The following is a 17,906-nucleotide window of genomic DNA, read 5'->3' on the forward strand; positions in this document are numbered from 1 at the left end:
CTGCGCGAAGCCGAGGACAAGAGTAATTTTATCGCCGGTAAGCTGCGCGAAACGGAAGCCAGCCTGAGCCGCATGGATTGCTCGCAGCTTTTAGAAAAAGCGCGGGAGCGTCTGCAAATTTTGCAAAAGCAAAAACGCGAGCTAGAAGAAAAGTCGGCGAAGCTGGAACGTTTTCAACGGCAGCTGGACGCTTTGCTGCAAGTTTTGCAAAACTACGGCGCAAACGTCGAAGAAAAAGACGTTTTAGAAAATTTATGCGGCGCGGAGTATACGGAAGCGGCTAAGCAAAAGGCCGTGGCCCGCTTGCGTAATTTCGTTTATGATTTTTACGACGGACAGGTCGGGGAGCTGCGCAAAATGCGCGACGATTTGGCGAGCTTAGAAAGAAATCTGGCCGCGCAATATAAAATTATCGAAGATTGCAGGAAGCATTACAACGCTTATCAAAATCTCCCCGATTATGTGGGCTTGCGCGATGAAATCAATAGAGAATTAGCGAAACGCAATGTACAGGCGCAGGCCAAATTCGCCTGCGAGTATGTCATCACCCTCAAGGACGAAGCGTGGCGCAACAGCGTCGAGGCTTTTTTAGGCGCGCGCCGTTACGCAATTTTGGTGGAACCGCAGTATTACGATATCGCGGACGAAGTTTTGAACGGCTCTAAATTTAAATACGCGCATATCTTTAACACCAAGCTCTTAACGCGCAAGCAAATCAAAGTGGAAAACGATTCCGTCGTGCGCCAGTTGGAAATTAAAAACCAAATCGCGCAGCGCTATTTTGATTTTCAGTTGGGCAGGATGCACGGCGTCAAGCTTAACGAAGTGCGCAATTTTGAAAACGCAATGTCCGTCGAAGGGCGCGTGTCCGTAGCGATGGATAGTTATTTTTTGCGTTTCGACCGCATCGGCTCATATTATTTGGGGCACAGGACTTTTGAATTAAACAGGAAGCGCGCGGAAAAAGAAGCCGCGCGTTTGCAGCAGGAAAAGAAAACGTTACTGGCGCGTGTGCAGGATACGGAAAATTTACGCAAACGCTTGCAGGAATATCAGGAAGCTTTCGGCGAATACGATTACGGCGTCCGGCAAAAATTGCAGGCGCTGGCCGGGCAGATACGCGAAAGCGAAAAGCAGTACCATGATTTGGAAGAGGCGCAGAAGCAGAACAGCGAATTTATGGAACTGACCATCCTGCTCGGCGAACTGGAAGAGCAGAAAAAAGTTTGCGACGAGGAACAAAAACAGCTTCATTACCGGCAGACATCTTTGCAAATCAAGCTGGAGCAGGGCGAAGCTTTCCTCAAAAACGCTGCGGCCGCGCTGCAGGAAGAACGCGAAGCGTTCGCGCAATGCGAGCTGGAAGATTATGCTTTGACGCAGCAGGCAAAAGAGGAATACGACGCTTATTTAGGCGGCGCAAAGCGCGGCAACATTTTGCAGCCGCAGAGCCGCGAACGCCAGCAGCAGCGCATTAATCAGAGCAGGCAAATTTTATACGAGTTGAAGGGCGCTTACGACAACAGGCATCAAACTTTTGATTTCGCCGACAGGGCGGGATACGCGGCGCGTCTGGAGCATATCTGGATGGATGATTTCCAGGAAATAAGGCAAAATTTGCAGGAGCAGACCGCCAAGTACGAAAGCGTCTTTAAAAAAGAATTCGTGCTGCGCGTTTATGAATTATGCGAAGCGGCCAAGGACGATTTGCGCCGCATCAATTTGGAATTGAGCAAATTGAATTTCGCCGCCAAGTATCAGTTTGAAGTACACGGCAAGGCGGACAGTTCCGATTACGCTAAAATTCTGGAGTACGCAAAATATTTGGAAGAACGGACGGAGCTGGGCGCGGGCGAGGGCGAGCTTACGCTGGGCGGCTTCGCCAAAACGGACGACGAGCGTGGCGAGGCTTTGGAAAAGGAATTGCGCAGGATTATCGACAACATCATGTCCAATAAGAGCGATGATTTGATAAGCCGCTTTGCCGATTACCGCAATTATATGGAATATGAAATTACCGTCAGCAACGCCGTGCTGACAAGGGCGAAGCTGTCCAAGCAAACGGGCTACAATTCCGGCGCGGAAGTGCAGATACCGTATCTGTTAATTTTAATCGCCGCGCTGCTGATGTACTATAACCAAAAGGCCAACTCTACGCGCCTGGCGTTTATCGACGAACCGTTTGCGAAGATGGACCCGCATAACGTGCAGATTATGCTGGATTTTATGAAGCGGCAGAAATTGCAGATGATTTTCTGTTCGCCGGATAAGACGGAAGCTATCGGCAACGAATGCGAAGTGATTTTGCCGGCTCTGCGCGTCAGCGCGGGCGATATGCAGCTGGGCGTTATCCAGTTCCACGAGGAGAAAGCTTATGCCGCAATATGAGGAGCTTTTGTTAAAATCGCTGGTGGAAAAATACCGCAAGAGCAAAAAGGACGACGGCTCGAATATTATCAGCAGGCGCACGCAGCTCTCTCCCAACCGTTTGTATAAAAAATATAACGATAACGACGCCGATTTGGCCAAGGTGAACGCCGTCAACGAAGCCGTGCGCGCGGCGGCGCAGCGGGACTGGGTGCAATATACGCAAACGCCTTTGAGCGATGAAATCAGTAAAATTTATTTAAACGACGCTTGCGTCAGCGCAATAGAAAATTATCTTGCGGAAAAATACGGCTACCGGCCGCGCGACGAAGCACTGGAAAATTTGCGGCGCTTAATCGCCCGTTATGACAACGCGACGCCAGCGCTGACGGCGGAATGCGCCAGATTAAAAGCAGCGCTTGCCAAACGCGCCGTTCCTAAGGATTTGCCAAGGCTGGAGAATATTTTCAAGGCGCTGCTTTTCGTAGAGCGCAATAAGCGCAAGCTGTATTTGCGCGAAGCGTCGATGCTGATTTACGGCGGCAGCAAATATTTTGAAGAAAATACGCTGGAAGCGGTCGCTGCAATTTTGCGGCAGCGTTACGACCAGCCCTGCGCGGAAGAAGAGCTGAACGACGAAATTTTGCAGCGTTTTGCGATTTATAAAGAACAGCCGCGCCTGTGCCTGAAAGGCGCAATCATTTTGACGATTGCGGGGCGCGAAGTGGACGTCGGCTTGTTCGCAAACGGCATAGAGTTCGCGGCGGAAGAAAGCGGCAGGATAGAAAAAATAAAATTAGCGGCCGACGCGCTGACGACGGTGGAAAATAAAACTTCGTACCAACGCCTGCAAGCCGCGGGCACGGCGTATTTTTATTTGGGCGGCTTCATGTCGCGCGGGCAGCGGGATTTTTTGAAGAAAATTTACCGCGATAACCCGCACGCGCACTATTATCATTTCGGCGATATCGACGCCGGAGGTTTATTTATTTACGAGCATTTGCGGCGGGCGACCGGCGTTCCTTTCGCTATGTACAAAATGTCGGCGGTGGAGCTGGTCGACGCGCGTAACCAAAGCTGCCTGCTGCCGCTCACGCAGCATGACAGGGAGCGCCTGGCGTCCTTGCGCGGGAACCCGGAATTTCGCGGGCTCGTCGATTATATGCTGGAGCATAATGTGAAACTGGAGCAGGAAATTGTAAGTTTGGGGCAAATAATAAGAGAAGGTTAAAGGAGGATTTATCATGCCGTATGTAGAAAGTAAAATAAAAATTCAAGGGTCGGGCGCTAAAATTTACAACATCGTTAAGGATATGGCCGCTTATCCCAACTTTATGAAGGATTTGGTCAGCGTGGAAATTTTGGAGCGGGGCGAAAATTATACCGTTTCTCATTGGGTGAGCAACGTCGACGGGCGCAAAATCGTCTGGACGGAACGCGATACCTTTTATCCCGACGAGCTGAAAATTACTTATGCGCAGACCGACGGCGATTTGAAAAAAATGGAAGGGCAGTGGACCATCGTGCCTCAGGACGGCGGCTGCGAGGTAACTCTGGCTGTGGATTTTGAATTTGGCATTCCCATGATCGCCGGTTTGTTGAACCCGATTTTGAAGAAAAAAGTTCGTGAAAACAGTGAAAATATGTTGACATCTATTAAAGAGCAAATTGAAAAATAGCCTTTCTCTTGTTATAATTAAAGTAGCGCGGTAATGCGCTGTTTAATGTTGCGTTATTTTTTCGTTTGAGGAGGAAATCGTTTAATGAAAACTACTTTACTTATGACGCTGATGACTTTGCTTTTAATGCTCATCGGCGACTTTTTCGGCGGACTGCGCGGTATGACCGTTATGCTGGTGATCGGCGTGGCTATGAACTTTTTTACCTACTGGAACAGTGATAAAATGGTTCTGGCTCATTACAACGCCCAGCAGGTAGATAAAAACAGCGCGCCGGAGCTTTACGGCATTGTGGAAAAGCTTGCCAAGAAGGCGCAGCTCCCCATGCCTAAGGTATATATTATCGACAGCCCCGTGCCTAACGCTTTCGCTACGGGCCGCGACCCGGAGCATGCCGCCGTGGCGGTGAACACCGCTTTGGCCGACATCCTGACGAAGGAAGAATTGGCCGGCGTTTTGGGTCACGAGCTGAGCCACGTTAAGCACCGCGATATTTTAATCAGCACGGTAGCGGCTTCCATGGCCGGTGCAATTTCCACTATTGCCCAGTGGGGTATGTTCCTGACCGGCGGTCGCGACGAAAATGGCGAAAGCCGCAATCCTATCGCCGCGATTTTAGTCATGCTGCTGGCTCCCCTGGCTGCGGCTTTAATTCAGATGGCCGTTTCCCGCTCCCGCGAATACGAGGCGGATAAATCCGGCGGCGAGCTGTGCGGCGACCCTAACGCTTTGGCCGACGCGCTGCTGAAAATTGAAGCCTTCGCTAAACGCCGCGTTATGCCTGGCGCTACGGAGGCTACGGCTCATATGTTCATTATCAATCCTTTTTCCGGCGTGGATATGAAGCAGTTGTTCAGCACCCACCCTGCTACGGCGGAGCGCGTGAAGCTGCTGCGCGAGCAGGCCCGCGCTATGGGAAAGTAATTTTGTTATTATAATTGCTTAGGAGATGATTCCGTTGAAGAAGAAAAAACAGTTGGAAAAGCTGGAATGGCTGCGCCGTTTTTCGGAAACCTGCGGCGTATCCGGCTTTGAAGGCCGCATGAAGGCTTTGCTGCAGGAGCGTTTAGCCGCTTACGGCGACGTGTCCTACGATAAGTTGGGCAGCGTTATCTTTACCAAAAAGGCAGAGGAAGCAGATGCGCCTAAAATTATGCTGGCCAGCCATATGGACGAAATCGGCTTTATGGTTAAATACATTACTAAAGAAGGCTTTTTGCGCTTTACCTGCCTGGGCGGCTGGTGGGAGCAGGTAATGCTCAGCCAGCGCGTTATCGTTCACGGCAGCAAGGGAGACATTGTGGGCGTTATCGGCAGCAAGCCGCCTCACATTTTGCCGCCGGAGGAACGCACGAAGGTAGTGCAGAAGAAGGATATGTATATCGATATCGGCGCCAATAGCGCGGACGAAGTGAGGGAGCTGGGCGTTTTTGAAGGCTGCCCCGTAACCCCAGACGTAAAAGTGGCCGCTATGGGCGACGGCAAAACGCTGGTGGGCAAAGCTTGGGACAACCGCATAGGCTGTGCCGTTATGGCCGACGTTATGGATAATGTGCTGGCGGACGGCAGCCCCAACACCGTTTACGGCGTGGGCACCGTACAGGAGGAGGTTGGCCTGCGCGGCGCGCAGACCAGCGCTAATCTGCTGAATCCTGATATCGCTTTCGTGTTGGATACCTGCGTTGCGGGCGGCACTCCCGGCGTAGCCGACGACGTGGCTCCTGCCGTTATCGGCAAGGGCGTGGCCATCACTATTTTTGACGCCAGCATGATTCCCAATACGGCGCTGCGCGATTTTGCGCTGGCTACCGCTAAGGAAATCGGCGTGCCCACGCAAATCAGCATCAGCGAGGGCGGCGGCACCGACGGCGGGCGTATTCATCTGTCCGGCTGCGGCGTGCTGACGCTGACCTTCAGCATTCCCACCCGTTATATTCACAGCCATCAGTCCGTAATCCACATTGACGATTATCTGGGCGCTGTGAAGCTTATTACAGCCATGGTAGAAAAGCTGGATAAGGCTAAATATCAGGAGCTGCTGGCAAAATAAGCAGGCTAAATTGACCGCGGGCAGGCGTACCGGTTACGGCGGCGACGCTGATGCGCCGGCGCGTTGGCGGCGGTCTGTTAGATAAAATTTATTTTGAAAATTAAGGAGAGAAAACTAATGGCTATTGAACAAACCCTGGTACTCGTAAAACCCGACGGAGTAAAGAAAAATCTGATTGGCGACATCATCGCCCGCTTTGAACACAAAGGCCTGCAGGTCGCAGCTTTGAAATTGGTTAAAGTAAGCGAAGCTCAAGCTAAATTCCATTATGCTGAGCATGAAGGCAAACCCTTCTTCGGCGAGCTGGTTGACTTCATCACCTCCGCTCCGCTGGTTTGCGCAGTAATCCGCGGCGAAAACGCTATTAAAGCAGTTCGCCAGCTGAACGGCGCTACCAATCCTATCGAAGCCGTTCCCGGCTCCATCCGCGGCGATTTCGCTCTGAGCATCGGCGAAAACATCGTTCACGGTTCCGACAGCCCGGAAGCTGCCGAGCGCGAAATCAACAACTTCTTCAAAGCAGAAGAAATTTACTAAGCGGCAGCGGCTTGAAAACCGCGGCGGCATGGTAAAATAAAAATATTTTTTACACTCTCACGTCCATTTCAGAAAGGATGGTGCAGAATGAAAAAAGCTGCTGTTTACACCAGAACCGGTGATAAAGGCACAACCGGTTTGTATACCGGCGAGCGTGTTCCCAAGCAATCCCTGCGCGTAGAGGCTTACGGCACGGTGGATGAAATCAGCTCCGCTCTGGGGCTGGCCCGCGCCCAGGTGACCCGCGAGGACGTAAGGGAAACGATTTTTAACGTACAAAAGCTGCTCATGTCCGTAATGGCTGACATCGCCAGCCTGAACCTGCCTGAGCCTTATATTAAGGACGAGCATGTTAAGCTGTTTGAAAGCACTATCGATAAATTTGACGCGCTGCTGCAGCCGCTGAGTCATTTCCTGATTCCGGGAGATACAGTGGGCGCAGCTGCGCTGGATATCGCCCGCACTACGACCCGTCGCGCAGAGCGCTGCCTGCTGCGTCTGGCCGAAACCGAGCCGGTTAACCTCAACGTATTGATTTGCCTCAACCGTTTATCCGACCTGTGCTTTATTCTGGCCCGTGTGGAATCCGAAGTAAAATAAAAACAGGGCATGGCCCTGCAAAGCTCCTGCTGTCATTACGGCGGGAGCTTTTTGCTTTTTTCCCATGTGCGGGAGCTGCAGGATACGCCCGGCCGCAAGCTGATTGCCGCTAAAGGCTGCTGCGTGCAGGTATCGGGTGGCGCGTTGCAGATTGTAGTGTAATCTGGTGAACAGAAACAGTAATTTTTCTTTACCAGTCGGGCAGCTTGTGATAGAATTATTTTTATAAATTTCATCGCGCAACGTGATAAGCGGAGGGGTTATAAATGAAATTACTGGAAGAAAAAATTTTAAAGGACGGCGTTATCAAAAGCGGTAACGTGCTCAAGGTGGACAGCTTTTTGAATCATCAGATTGACGTGCCCTTTATCGCCGAGCTGGGCAAGGAATTTAAGCGTCAGTTTGCCGACCGTCCCATCAATAAGATTTTGACAATCGAGGCGTCCGGCATTGGCATTGCCTGCGTAGCCGCTATGTCCTTCGGCGTGCCGGTGGTCTTCGCTAAAAAAACCACGGGCAGCAATATGGATAAGGACGTATATTTTACGCAGATTTATTCCTATACCCACAGTAAAACCAACGATGTGGTGGTTTCCAAAAGATTTTTAAACAAGAACGATCATGTGCTGATTATCGACGACTTTTTGGCTAATGGCTGCGCGCTGGAGGGCCTCATCGAAATCGTGCGCCAGGCAGGCGGCACGGTGGAGGGCATCGGCGTGGCTATTGAAAAGGGCTTTCAGGGAGGCGGCGATAAGCTGCGCGAAATGGGCTTTAATCTGCATTCTCTGGCTATTATCGATAAGATGGACGCCGCCAGCGGCGTTATTCATTTCAGACAGGAGCAGGAATAATGGATAAAGAAAAGGATAAGGCGTTGGACCCGATTTATGAGCTGGACGGCAAGGTGCCCGTGGGCAAGGCGATACCCTTTGGCTTGCAGCATATTTTGGCGATGTTTGTCGCTAATATCGCGCCCATTCTGATTGTTGCCGGAGTTATTAAAATGCCGGTGGAGCAAAGCGGCGCGCTGGTGCAGTCCGCCATGCTGATTGCCGGCATCGGTACGCTTATCCAGCTGTATCCAGTGTGGCGGGTGGGCAGCGGCCTGCCCATAGTTATGGGCATCAGCTTTACCTTCGTATCCATTGCCTGCGTTATCGGCAGCAAGTACGGTTATGGCGGCGTGCTGGGCGCAGTGCTGGTCGGCGGCATTTTGGAAGGCTTTTTAGGGCTGTTCGCCAAATACTGGCGGCGCTTCATTCCTCCCATCGTGGCGGCGACTGTCGTAACCTCCATTGGCTTCAGCCTGCTGGCCGTAGGCGCCAATTCCTTTGGCGGCGGCTTTGGCAATCCAAATTTTGGCGACGCTCAATATATTATCGTCGGCACTATTACGCTGTTCAGCTGCATCGGCTTTAATATTTTCGCCAAATCCTTTTACAAGCAGCTTTCAGTTTTGTTCGGCCTGGTAGTGGGCTATGTGGTGGCCTTCTGCATGGGTATGGTGGACCTCAGCGGCTTGGCTTCGGCCAAGCTGATTGCCGTGCCGCAGCTGCTGCCCTTTGAGCTGGAATTTCATCCCGACGCGATTTTTGCGTTCTTCCTGATTTTTTTGGTATCGGCAACGGAAACCATCGGCGACACCTCGGCTATGACGGCCATCGGCCTGCGCCGCAACGTAACGGAACGCGAGGTGTCCGGCTCCATCACCTGCGACGGCTTTATCAGCAGCCTTTCGTCCGTTTTCGGCTGTATGCCGATTACTTCCTTCAGCCAAAATGTAGGCTTGATTGCTATGACCGGGGTAGTTAATCGCTTTGCTATTATGACGGGCGCGGTGATTATGATTTTGGCCGGTTTATTCCCGGCGCTGGGCGTGCTGCTGGCGTCGCTGCCGGAATCGGTTTTGGGCGGCTGTACCCTGATGATGTTCGGCTCCATTGTGGTCAGCGGCGTGCAGATGATAGCGGGCTGCGGCTATTCCAACCGCAATATTACTATCGCTTCCTTGGCCTTGAGCATCGGTATCGGCTTTACGCAGGCTCCGGCAATTTTTAAAATTGCTCCCGACCTGGTGAAAAATGTCTTTGCCGAAAACTGCGTGGCCGTGGTCTTTATCGTAGCTATGGCGCTGAATGTAATTTTGCCGACGGATATTAACGAGAAAAAATAATTTGCGATATAAAAGAGGCGCTGCTGAATGAAAATTATCGATGCGCATATGCATTATTATAATAAGGATGGCTTTGTGCAGGTAGCGGCTAACGCCGGTTATGAAAATACGGCGGCCTGCTGGCAGCGGATTTGCGAGGAAAATAATATTGCCTTTGCCGTGGCAATGGGCAATACTATGTACACCTCGTCGCGTTACGGCGGCATACCGCCGCGCCTGATAGATTTGGCCGCGCCTTTTGACGAAGAAAATTATAATCAGCCCGCTAATATGGGCTACTGCATGGGCGTGCAAAGCGAGCTGATTAACGAAAGCAACGCCGAAGCGACGGCAAGGGAATTTGAGCATTATATCGGGCAGCCGCATTGCCTGGGCATTAAGCTCTATCCCGGCTACGAATCGGTTTATGTCAACGATAAGCGCCATTGGCCTTTGTTTGAGCTGGCGCGGGCCTACCATGTGCCGGTGGTTATCCATACCGGCGATACGGCGCGGCCCGACGGCCTGCTGAAATATTCTCATCCGCTGACGGTGGATGAGGCGGCGGTAAACTTTCCCGATGTGACCTTTGTGATTGCCCATTGCGGCTGCCCCTGGCTGGTGGACGCAGCGGAGGTGGCGGCGAAAAACGCCAACGTCTGCATCGATTTATCCGGACTGCTGGAGGGCAAGCCCAAGCTTTTGCCGGTGCTGGAGCAGCAGGCGGGCTTTTGGCGGCAGCTGCATACCTGGCTGGCCTACATGGGCGACTACAGCAAGGTGATGTACGGCAGCGACTGGCCTTTGGTAAATATTCCGCTGTATCTGCGCATGATCAGCTATGTTATTCCTGATAAGCAGTGCGAAGCTGTATTTTACGGCAATGCGCTGCGTATATTTAATAAGATTGGCGCTTTGTTGTAGTGTGAGGTGCAAAAAATGGCTCAACCAAGCATTGAAGAAATTGAAGCCGGCTTGCAGGATTGGGATTTGCTGCAGCAGCTGCCTGCGGCTATAGGCGACTATAAGCTGGTACCGGGAACAGGCATTGCAGGGCAGATTCTGAATATCGCCGCTTATGTCAACGAAGCGGCGCATTGCCGTTTGGATATAACCTACACTTCGGAAACCTTCGACTATGTTCCGGTAAAAACCGTTGGGCTGCACAGCTTTCGCGACGAGAGATATTTCTGCCGCGAGCGGGACAGGTTCGGTAAAATGCTGCTGGAGCATCTGCCCATGCTGATAAGCAGTATCGACAGGCAGGAGGCCCATGGAATGTGCTATGAGGCGGAGGGGCTGCGCTTCGGGCAGTGGGATTATTGGCGAGGACTGCCGCAGCAAATAGGCGATTACGAAATGTTTATCAGGCCCGATAATCCGCTGTATTATATTAATGGCTCTTTCATTTTTTTGGATTATACCGATTTTGCGCGTGGCAATCAGGTTTATTTTTCCTATAATATTTTCCGCAACGAATTGTTTGCCGAAATGAAGCGTAATAATCTGCCGCTGACGACGGAGCTTTTCGATGTGCCGGCTTCCGTGCCGGACGAACGCAAGCTGAGCGTACTCAGCGAATTGATGGAGACGCATTTGCGTGACGTAATGCAGAGCTTGGAAAAATCTTAAAAAAGGATTGACACGCAGATTATTTTGCGTTATAATATCAATGTTGATTGGCCCGGTGGTTCAGTTGGTTAGAATGCCGCCCTGTCACGGCGGAGGTCGTGGGTTCGAGTCCCATCCGGGTCGCCATTCTGCCTCGGTAGCTCAGTTGGTAGAGCAAAGGACTGAAAATCCTTGTGTCCACAGTTCGATTCTGTGCTGAGGCACCACTCAAACTTAACACCTGCGCAAGCGGGTGTTTTTTTATATCTGAAAAAATTTTCTAAAGGAGTAGCTGCTATGTTTGAAAAATTTTTCCACGAAGTAAACGGCCCCATCTGGATCTTAATCGGCCTTGTCGCTCTGCGCGCCATTTATTCTTCCATTAAGAAAAAAGATTATCCTCACGCCGCAGCCTTTATCGTTGTGCTGGCTGCCGCAGCCTACTACGCGCTTTATCTGTAAAATCTGTCGCAGCGTCCCGTTGGCTCCCGGAAAAATCCGGGAGCTTTTTATTTTATTACCGCGGCTGCATGGAGCAGTGCGGACACGCGCCCTCGGACTCCATCAGCCTGCTGCCCCAAACGTACATGGCCTGCAAAATGGGAAATAAGCTCTGCCCCCGTTCCGTCAAACTGTACTCCACCTTGGGCGGCACAACGGGATAAACCTTACGCAAAATCAAAGCGTCGGCCTCCAATTCCCGCAGCTGCTGCGTCAACATTTTCGGCGTAGCCTCCGGCACCAGGCGGTGCAGCTCGTTAAAGCGCAGCACTCTGCCGGATAAATGCCACAGCAGCAGCGCCTTGTATTTGCCGCCGATCAGCTGCAGCGTCGCCGCTACCGGGCAGTTGGCGTTTAAATTTTTATCCTCCTGCATTACGCTCCCTCCTTTTTGCAGTATCCTTTTAGATAGTAGCTACCAAAATAGTGCATTCTTGAAAACAAGATAGCATTTGCTATAATAATAGCAGAAGCTGACGCTTCCGTCAAAATTCTCGCAGAAGGGAGCATAATCATGCGTAAAGAGCTTTTAGATATAACCGGCATGAGCTGCAGCGCCTGCTCGTCCCGCATCGAAAAGGTTGTGGGCAAAATGCAGGGCGTGGATTCAATTTCCGTCAATTTGCTGACGAATAAAGCCAACGTCACCTACGACGAAGGCCAAACTGATACGGCGGCCATTATCGCCCGCATTGAAAAGCTGGGCTTCGGCGGGGCGCCGCCCCTGGAGGATAAAGCCGCCGCAGCCAAACCTGTGGACACGGCGGCCCAGGAGCTGCAGGAAATGCGCCAACGTTTGCTGCTGTCGCTGGGCTTTACCTCTCCGTTATTTTATCTGCATATGGGGCGCATGTACGGCTGGCCCCTGCCCGCTTTCGTTTTAGGCGACGCCAATGAAATGCTTAACGCCTTACTGCAGCTTTTATTCTGCATTCCGGTATTATTTGCCGGACGCAAATATTTTTTGCACGGCTTCCGCAATCTTTTTACCGGCGCGCCCAATATGGATTCCTTAATCGCCATCGGCAGCGGCGCGGCCTTCGTCTACGGCCTGTACGCCGTTTTCGGCCTGGCTTACGCCTTCGGCCATCAGCAATGGCAGCTGCTGCCCGATTTCGCGCAGGCGTTGTATTTTGAATCCGCCGCTATGATTTTAGCGCTGATTACCTTGGGCAAATTTTTGGAGACCCGCGCTAAAAGCCGCACCTCCGACGCCATCACCGCGCTGATGAATCTGGCGCCAAAAACGGCTTTAGTAGAACGCCGCGGCGTGCAGGGCGAAATTCCCGTGGAGGACGTAGTGACCGGCGATATCCTCATCGTTAAATCCGGCTCCGCCGTCCCGGTGGACGGAAAAATTATCGAGGGCAGCGGCGCGCTGGACGAAAGCGCTATCACCGGCGAAAGCCTGCCCGTGGATAAAGCCTGCGGCGACAAGGTGACGGGCGGCACGATTAACCAAAGCGGTTATTTTAAAATGGAAGCCACCGCCGTAGGGGCCAATACCACGCTGGCCAAAATCATTGCGCTGGTGGACGAGGCCACCTCCTCTAAAGCGCCCATCGCTAAATTAGCCGACAAAATCAGCGGCGTTTTCGTTCCCGCAGTTATTGCCATCGCCCTAACTGCGGCCATCGTTTGGCTGCTGCTGGGCGAAAGCCTGCATTTTGCGCTGACCATCGCCATATCCGTGTTGGTTATTTCCTGTCCCTGCGCCTTGGGCTTGGCAACGCCCACGGCGATTATGGTCGGCACGGGTCGCGGCGCAAAACAGGGCATACTTATAAAATCCGCTACGGCTTTGGAAACTGCCCACAAGGTCGACACCGTAATTTTGGATAAGACGGGCACAGTCACGGCAGGCAAACCCGTTGTGACCGACGTGCTGCCTGTAAGCGTCGGCAAAGACGAGCTGCTGGCGACGGCCGCAGCTTTGGAAAGCCTTTCCGAGCATCCCTTGGGCCAGGCAATTATCGCCGCCGCTGCGGAGGCTAAATTAACGCTGCCGCCGGCTGCCGATTATCAACAGCTGCCGGGCCGGGGCTTAACCGCTTCTATCGGAGGCACTCTCTACGCCGCAGGCAATTTGCAGCTGATGGCAGAGCAGGGCGTAAATACCGACGCCCTGTCACAACAGCACCAGCAGCTGGCAAGCCAAGGCAAAACGCCGCTGTATTTTGCCAGTGAAAGCATGCTTTTAGGTATCATCGCCGTAGCAGATACCGTGAAGCCCACCAGCGCCGCCGCTATCGCCCAGCTCAAGGAAATGGGACTGCGGGTTATTATGCTGACGGGCGATAACCAAACCACTGCCGAAGCCATTCGCCGCCAGGTGGGGCTGGACGAAGCCATCGCGCAGGTGCTGCCCCAGGATAAGGAGCGCATTGCCCGCGAGCTGCAGGAGGCAGGCCACACCGTAGCCATGGTTGGCGACGGCATTAACGACGCGCCCGCTCTGGCCCGCGCCGACGTAGGCATCGCCATCGGCGCAGGCACCGACGTCGCCATCGAAGCCGCCGATATGGTGCTCATTAAAAGCGATTTGCTGGACGTAGCCCGCGCTATAAAGTTAAGCCGCAGCGTTATGAAAAATATCAAAGAAAATCTTTTCTGGGCTTTCATTTATAATACTATCGGCATACCCTTGGCCGCAGGTTTATTCTATCCGGCCTTCGGCTGGCTGCTCAATCCTATGCTGGCCGCCGCCGCCATGAGCTGCAGCTCCGTATCCGTAGTAACCAACGCGCTGCGTTTGCGTTTTATCAAGCTGTAAGCGGGCTTGAAAAAATAAAACGGCTGCCCTATAATATTTTTATCAGCCAAGCGGCAATTCATTATTGCCAAAGTAATTACAAAAACAAAGGAGCGATACATTATGATTAAAACGATCTTCATTGGCGGTATGCACTGCCAGCATTGCGTACAGGCCGTAACCGAAGCCCTCAAGGCTCTGCCCGGCATCACCAGCGTCAGCGTATCCTTAGAAGATAACTGCGCTACCGTTTCCGGCCCTGCTCCGGACGAGGCCGCTATCAAAACAGCTATCGAAGATACCGGCTTCGACGTTATTGAAATCGCGTAAATTGCGCGAAGCAAAAACCACCGTAAGCCTGCAGGCACTAATCGCCGGGCTTGCGGTGGTTTTATTTTGCTTTTTAATTTGTTGTTAAATCATTTCTCGTCTTCGATATTATTTCTTTGCCAGCTCTGCAAATTTAGCCGCCATAGTCGGGTTATTTCTGGTCAGCCGCTTAATAGTCAAATCCTCAGCCTTGTTGTTAGCCAACCGAAGATTATTTTCGGATGACAACAGGGCTTCTTTAGTTTTTTGTAAGTGGTCGATAGTCTTATCAATTTCTTCTATCGCTTTATGGAATCTCTCGCTGGCAAGGCGGTAATTCCTGCCAAATTTTTCCTTAAATTCATTCATATCTTCTTCAAAATGAGAAATGTCGATGTTTTGGTTTTTTATAGCCGTCAATTCCTTTTTATACTGCAAGGAATTCAACGCCGCATTTCTCAATAAAGTAATCATCGGAATGAAAAACTGCGGCCTTATCACATACATTTTAGGATATTTATAGGATACATCCACAATGCCCGTATTGTAGTACTCATTATCAATTTCCAACAGCGAAACCAATACGGCATATTCGCAATCCTTCTCGCGGCGGTCCTTATCAAGCTCTTTCAAAAAATCTTCGTTTTTGTGTTTGCTGGCAGTGGTATCTATTTCATTTTTCATCTCAAACATAATGGAAATATATTCATTCCCATACTCGTCGAAGTCTTTAAAAATGAAATCTCCTTTGCTTCCCGTTCGCGCGTCGTTATCTTTTTCAAAATAAGCTCTGGGAAAAGCCGTAACGCGCAGCTTATTAAATTCGATATCGCAATGACGCTCTAAGCTTTCGCCAACCATTTTAGTAGATTGTCTGGCCTTAAAGTCCTTATAATATTCAATCTGCTCGTCCTTGCGCCTGAGCTGTTCTTCAAATTTATCCGTTAAAGCCTTTTCTTTGAGCTGCATTTCATTTTCGCTATTTTTTAACTTGCCTTCAAGAGAAGAAATCTCCAAAGCTTTAGCCGTAATCTCCTCATCTTTTTTAGCTACGGCTTCGCTGACAGCCAACTGTTTAACCGTATCAGCTGATGAAAGCTGTGCATTTAAATGTTCGATTTCCTTATCCTTCACATTCACAAGATTTTGCAGGGCAATTTTCTGATCTTTTTTTATCGTTTCTATTTGCGCTTTTAGCTGTTCAATTTCCTTGTCTTTATCGGCGCTGAGTTTTTGTAGGGCAAGCTCTCGGTCTTTTTTAGCGGCTGCCATCTGCCCTTGAAGGAGAACTATCTCTTGAACTTTTTTAGCTACGGCTTCGTTAATATCGAAAGCTTTCTGCTGCTTTTCAGTTGTAATAGAAGCCTTTAATCCGGCTATTTCCGCCTCTTTCCTGAAAAGTTCATTTTTAAAAGCGTTTTCCGCTTCAGCTTTAGCTACCTTCACAGCATCCTCTTTGCTGTATTTAAACTGCAGCTCGCGCTCATTTATTTCACGTTGAAATTCTTTATCACGAACTTGCTTCACAATAGCCGCATAACCGGCTTCATCAACCTGAAACACTTCTCCGCACTTAGGGCATTTAATCTCTTGCATAATAAAAAAATCCTCCCTATAATATACTGCCGATTTTCCGGTTAGTAAAAAATTTTTCCATAGCTCACTGATTTACGTTTTAATTATACTAGGCCCGTCTGCGAAAGCCAATACTATTTTTAGAGATTTTAAATTCTTCACGCATTGTAAAAATTGCCGTAAAAAGAGAAGCCGCAAGCATCAATCGTGCTTTTGGCTTCTCTTTGCATTTTCTGATTTTAATTTACTTTACGCTTTTTAACCAGCTAAAAAGATTTACGCGCTTAACGCGCTCTTCTTCTCCAATACGCGGATAAAATAATGGTAGCTGGCGAAAACGAAAATCGAGCAGCTTATCCAGGCTACGGGCTCGGCAATGCACACGCCCATAAAGCCGTAAGGCCCGCTTAAATAAACAGCGACGGCGGAACGCATTATCAACTCCACACAACCGGCAAGCATGGGTATCATGCCAATACCCATGCCCTGGCAGGCGTTGCGGTAAATGAAAATCTGGCTCAGGAAGAAATAGGCGGGCACCGTATAGGCAATATACATATGCGCGGCCTCCAAAACCTCCGGCGCAGGGTCGTCCAAAAAGACGCCGATGACTTCCTCGCCAAACATAAACAACAGCGCGGCCGCCACAACGCTAAAGGCAAAAGACAAAACCGAGCAGCGGCGCACAGCCTCGCGGATGCGGTCGAAACGGCGCGCGCCAAAATTCTGCGCGGTGAACACCGCCATTGCGATGCCAAAAGAAATCATGGGCTGCAGGGCCAGCTGCTCCACGCGGATGGCCGTCGTAAAGCCGGCAATCTGCTGGCCGCCAAATTTATTGCACACCGACTGCAAAATAATAATGCCCATGCCCAAAACGCTGAACTGTACCGCCATGGGCAGACCCATGCGCAAGTGCGCCCATATTTCCGGCCAGTCCAGATTAAAATCCTCGCGCCCGATATGCAGCTGCGGGAAGCGTTTATAAATATAAAACGCGCACAAAATCGCCGAAACAGCCTGCGCTATGACCAAAGCGATAGCGCTACCCGGCACGCCCCAGCCCAGATAAATAATAAACACCAGCGCCAAAGCCACATTGACTACGGACGACACAATTAAAAAATACAGCGGCGTTTTGCTGTCGCCCAACGAACGCATAATACCGGACAGCAAATTATAGCCCATCATAGCGAACAGCCCGTCCACAATAATCATCACGTAAGCGTAAGCGTCAGGCAGAAGCTCCTGCGGAATATTCATCAGCACCAGCACCGGGTCGATAACCAAATGCATTACGCCCATAATCAACAGCACGAAAAAAACGCTCAGCACAATACAGGTGCCGATACTGCGGCGCATACCGTTCATATCCCGCGCGCCATAGCGCTGTCCCGTCACTACCGTAAAGCCGTTGCTTAAACCGATAGTCAGCACCATGGTCATCATAAAAAGCGGCGATACCGCGCCCACCGCCGCCAGCGCTTCCACGCCGATAGTGCGGCCGACAATAATAATATCGGCAATATTATACAGCTGCTGAAAAACATTGCCGATTAACAGGGGCACCATAAAAGGAATTATCAGCTTTAACGGCGCTCCCTCAGTCATATTTTGTAGCATTTCAGTCCTCCATAAAAAGCTGACTAACCAGTCATTAAATATATAGATTATTATAGTATAAATAAAAAATATTGTAAAGGACTCATCAACTTAATAAAGTATCGCCCCGCGCTGTTTAAAGCAGCAAAAAGCGGCAGACGCCGCCTG

Annotated in this window: 18 protein-coding genes and 2 tRNA genes; 17 read left to right on the forward strand and 3 right to left on the reverse strand. The window is 50.8% G+C overall.

The genetic code is table 11. The features are described 5' to 3' along the window. From QZ105_RS03175 to QZ105_RS03245, 15 genes are all read left to right on the forward strand, one after another. A partial coding sequence (locus QZ105_RS03175; protein ID WP_293728406.1) for an SbcC/MukB-like Walker B domain-containing protein occupies positions 1–2,388 on the forward strand: 2,388 nt, incomplete at its 5' end. Then, positions 2,375–3,598 (forward strand): Wadjet anti-phage system protein JetD domain-containing protein, encoded by a 1,224-nt coding sequence (locus QZ105_RS03180; protein ID WP_293728407.1) that lies wholly within the window; start codon positions 2,375–2,377, stop codon positions 3,596–3,598. The genes QZ105_RS03175 and QZ105_RS03180, both read left to right, overlap by 14 nt. A 13-nt stretch (positions 3,599–3,611) precedes the next feature. Next, the gene (locus QZ105_RS03185; protein ID WP_293728408.1) at positions 3,612–4,046 is read left to right on the forward strand and encodes a type II toxin-antitoxin system RatA family toxin; all 435 of its coding nucleotides are present in this window, start codon (positions 3,612–3,614) and stop codon (positions 4,044–4,046) included. 84 nt (positions 4,047–4,130) lie between these two features. After that, complete coding sequence (gene htpX, locus QZ105_RS03190; protein ID WP_293728409.1) at positions 4,131–4,970, forward strand: zinc metalloprotease HtpX; 840 nt, start codon at positions 4,131–4,133, stop codon at positions 4,968–4,970. A gap of 52 nt (positions 4,971–5,022) precedes the next feature. After that, positions 5,023–6,096 carry a M42 family metallopeptidase gene (locus tag QZ105_RS03195; RefSeq protein ID WP_366935974.1) on the forward strand — a complete coding sequence of 358 codons (1,074 nt, stop codon included), beginning with the start codon at positions 5,023–5,025 and terminating at the stop codon, positions 6,094–6,096. A gap of 123 nt (positions 6,097–6,219) precedes the next feature. Continuing rightward, positions 6,220–6,633, forward strand: a complete 414-nt coding sequence (ndk, locus tag QZ105_RS03200; protein ID WP_366935975.1) for a nucleoside-diphosphate kinase — start codon at positions 6,220–6,222, stop codon at positions 6,631–6,633. 87 nt (positions 6,634–6,720) lie between these two features. Continuing rightward, positions 6,721–7,233, forward strand: coding sequence for a cob(I)yrinic acid a,c-diamide adenosyltransferase (locus tag QZ105_RS03205; RefSeq protein ID WP_293728412.1), 513 nt, complete (start codon positions 6,721–6,723; stop codon positions 7,231–7,233). Between the two features lie 9 nt (positions 7,234–7,242). Continuing rightward, positions 7,243–7,395, forward strand: a complete 153-nt coding sequence (locus QZ105_RS03210) for a hypothetical protein (RefSeq protein WP_293728413.1) — start codon at positions 7,243–7,245, stop codon at positions 7,393–7,395. A 104-nt stretch (positions 7,396–7,499) separates the two neighbouring features. Continuing rightward, positions 7,500–8,087 carry a xanthine phosphoribosyltransferase gene (locus QZ105_RS03215; RefSeq protein WP_293728414.1) on the forward strand — a complete coding sequence of 196 codons (588 nt, stop codon included), beginning with the start codon at positions 7,500–7,502 and terminating at the stop codon, positions 8,085–8,087. Beyond that, entirely contained in the window at positions 8,087–9,409 is a 1,323-nt protein-coding gene (locus QZ105_RS03220; protein ID WP_293728415.1) for a nucleobase:cation symporter-2 family protein, read from the forward strand. Before QZ105_RS03215 ends, QZ105_RS03220 begins: the two co-directional genes overlap by 1 nt. 27 nt (positions 9,410–9,436) lie before the next feature. Further along, on the forward strand, positions 9,437–10,312 hold the full coding sequence (locus QZ105_RS03225; RefSeq protein WP_293728416.1) for an amidohydrolase family protein: 876 nt from the start codon (positions 9,437–9,439) through the stop codon (positions 10,310–10,312). A 15-nt stretch (positions 10,313–10,327) separates the two neighbouring features. Beyond that, positions 10,328–11,020, forward strand: a complete 693-nt coding sequence (locus QZ105_RS03230) for a hypothetical protein (RefSeq protein WP_293728417.1) — start codon at positions 10,328–10,330, stop codon at positions 11,018–11,020. Between the two features lie 49 nt (positions 11,021–11,069). Next, positions 11,070–11,146 (forward strand) — tRNA-Asp (locus QZ105_RS03235). Positions 11,147–11,150: 4 nt separating this feature from the next. Next, positions 11,151–11,226, forward strand: a tRNA-Phe gene (locus QZ105_RS03240). Between the two features lie 70 nt (positions 11,227–11,296). Next, entirely contained in the window at positions 11,297–11,461 is a 165-nt protein-coding gene (locus tag QZ105_RS03245; protein ID WP_293728418.1) for a hypothetical protein, read from the forward strand. Positions 11,462–11,516: 55 nt separating this feature from the next. On the opposite strand, the gene QZ105_RS03250 is transcribed toward QZ105_RS03245, so the two are convergent. Further along, entirely contained in the window at positions 11,517–11,876 is a 360-nt protein-coding gene (locus tag QZ105_RS03250; RefSeq protein ID WP_293728419.1) for a helix-turn-helix domain-containing protein, read from the reverse strand. 138 nt (positions 11,877–12,014) lie between these two features. On the opposite strand from QZ105_RS03250, the gene QZ105_RS03255 reads away from it, so the two are divergent. Together QZ105_RS03255 and QZ105_RS03260 are read left to right on the forward strand one after the other, a co-directional pair. Beyond that, positions 12,015–14,273 carry a cation-translocating P-type ATPase gene (locus QZ105_RS03255; RefSeq protein ID WP_293728420.1) on the forward strand — a complete coding sequence of 753 codons (2,259 nt, stop codon included), beginning with the start codon at positions 12,015–12,017 and terminating at the stop codon, positions 14,271–14,273. A 102-nt stretch (positions 14,274–14,375) separates the two neighbouring features. Beyond that, on the forward strand, positions 14,376–14,582 hold the full coding sequence (locus tag QZ105_RS03260; RefSeq protein ID WP_293728421.1) for a heavy-metal-associated domain-containing protein: 207 nt from the start codon (positions 14,376–14,378) through the stop codon (positions 14,580–14,582). A gap of 108 nt (positions 14,583–14,690) precedes the next feature. Here QZ105_RS03260 and QZ105_RS03265 read toward each other — a convergent pair whose 3' ends face one another. Continuing rightward, complete coding sequence (locus QZ105_RS03265; protein WP_293728422.1) at positions 14,691–16,157, reverse strand: DUF2130 domain-containing protein; 1,467 nt, start codon at positions 16,155–16,157, stop codon at positions 14,691–14,693. Between the two features lie 255 nt (positions 16,158–16,412). Beyond that, the gene (locus QZ105_RS03270; RefSeq protein WP_293728423.1) at positions 16,413–17,759 is read right to left on the reverse strand and encodes an MATE family efflux transporter; all 1,347 of its coding nucleotides are present in this window, start codon (positions 17,757–17,759) and stop codon (positions 16,413–16,415) included. Positions 17,760–17,906 lie beyond the last annotated feature (147 nt).

Origin of the sequence: uncultured Phascolarctobacterium sp., from assembly GCF_905212365.1 — a bacterium.
Lineage (GTDB): Bacteria > Bacillota > Negativicutes > Acidaminococcales > Acidaminococcaceae > Phascolarctobacterium_A.

Excerpts from the sequence above, each read along its gene's own strand:
- QZ105_RS03185 (WP_293728408.1), top strand. The coding sequence starts at position 3,612 with ATGCCGTATGTAGAAAGTAAAATAAAAATTCAAGGGTCGGGCGCTAAA.
- QZ105_RS03255 (WP_293728420.1), top strand. The coding sequence starts at position 12,015 with ATGCGTAAAGAGCTTTTAGATATAACCGGCATGAGCTGCAGCGCCTGC.
- QZ105_RS03205 (WP_293728412.1), top strand. The coding sequence starts at position 6,721 with ATGAAAAAAGCTGCTGTTTACACCAGAACCGGTGATAAAGGCACAACC.
- QZ105_RS03270 (WP_293728423.1), bottom strand. The coding sequence starts at position 17,759 with ATGCTACAAAATATGACTGAGGGAGCGCCGTTAAAGCTGATAATTCCT.
- QZ105_RS03265 (WP_293728422.1), bottom strand. The coding sequence starts at position 16,157 with ATGCAAGAGATTAAATGCCCTAAGTGCGGAGAAGTGTTTCAGGTTGAT.
- QZ105_RS03230 (WP_293728417.1), top strand. The coding sequence starts at position 10,328 with ATGGCTCAACCAAGCATTGAAGAAATTGAAGCCGGCTTGCAGGATTGG.
- QZ105_RS03180 (WP_293728407.1), top strand. The coding sequence starts at position 2,375 with ATGCCGCAATATGAGGAGCTTTTGTTAAAATCGCTGGTGGAAAAATAC.
- QZ105_RS03250 (WP_293728419.1), bottom strand. The coding sequence starts at position 11,876 with ATGCAGGAGGATAAAAATTTAAACGCCAACTGCCCGGTAGCGGCGACG.
- QZ105_RS03215 (WP_293728414.1), top strand. The coding sequence starts at position 7,500 with ATGAAATTACTGGAAGAAAAAATTTTAAAGGACGGCGTTATCAAAAGC.
- htpX (WP_293728409.1), top strand. The coding sequence starts at position 4,131 with ATGAAAACTACTTTACTTATGACGCTGATGACTTTGCTTTTAATGCTC.
- QZ105_RS03210 (WP_293728413.1), top strand. The coding sequence starts at position 7,243 with ATGGCCCTGCAAAGCTCCTGCTGTCATTACGGCGGGAGCTTTTTGCTT.
- QZ105_RS03220 (WP_293728415.1), top strand. The coding sequence starts at position 8,087 with ATGGATAAAGAAAAGGATAAGGCGTTGGACCCGATTTATGAGCTGGAC.
- QZ105_RS03245 (WP_293728418.1), top strand. The coding sequence starts at position 11,297 with ATGTTTGAAAAATTTTTCCACGAAGTAAACGGCCCCATCTGGATCTTA.
- QZ105_RS03260 (WP_293728421.1), top strand. The coding sequence starts at position 14,376 with ATGATTAAAACGATCTTCATTGGCGGTATGCACTGCCAGCATTGCGTA.
- QZ105_RS03225 (WP_293728416.1), top strand. The coding sequence starts at position 9,437 with ATGAAAATTATCGATGCGCATATGCATTATTATAATAAGGATGGCTTT.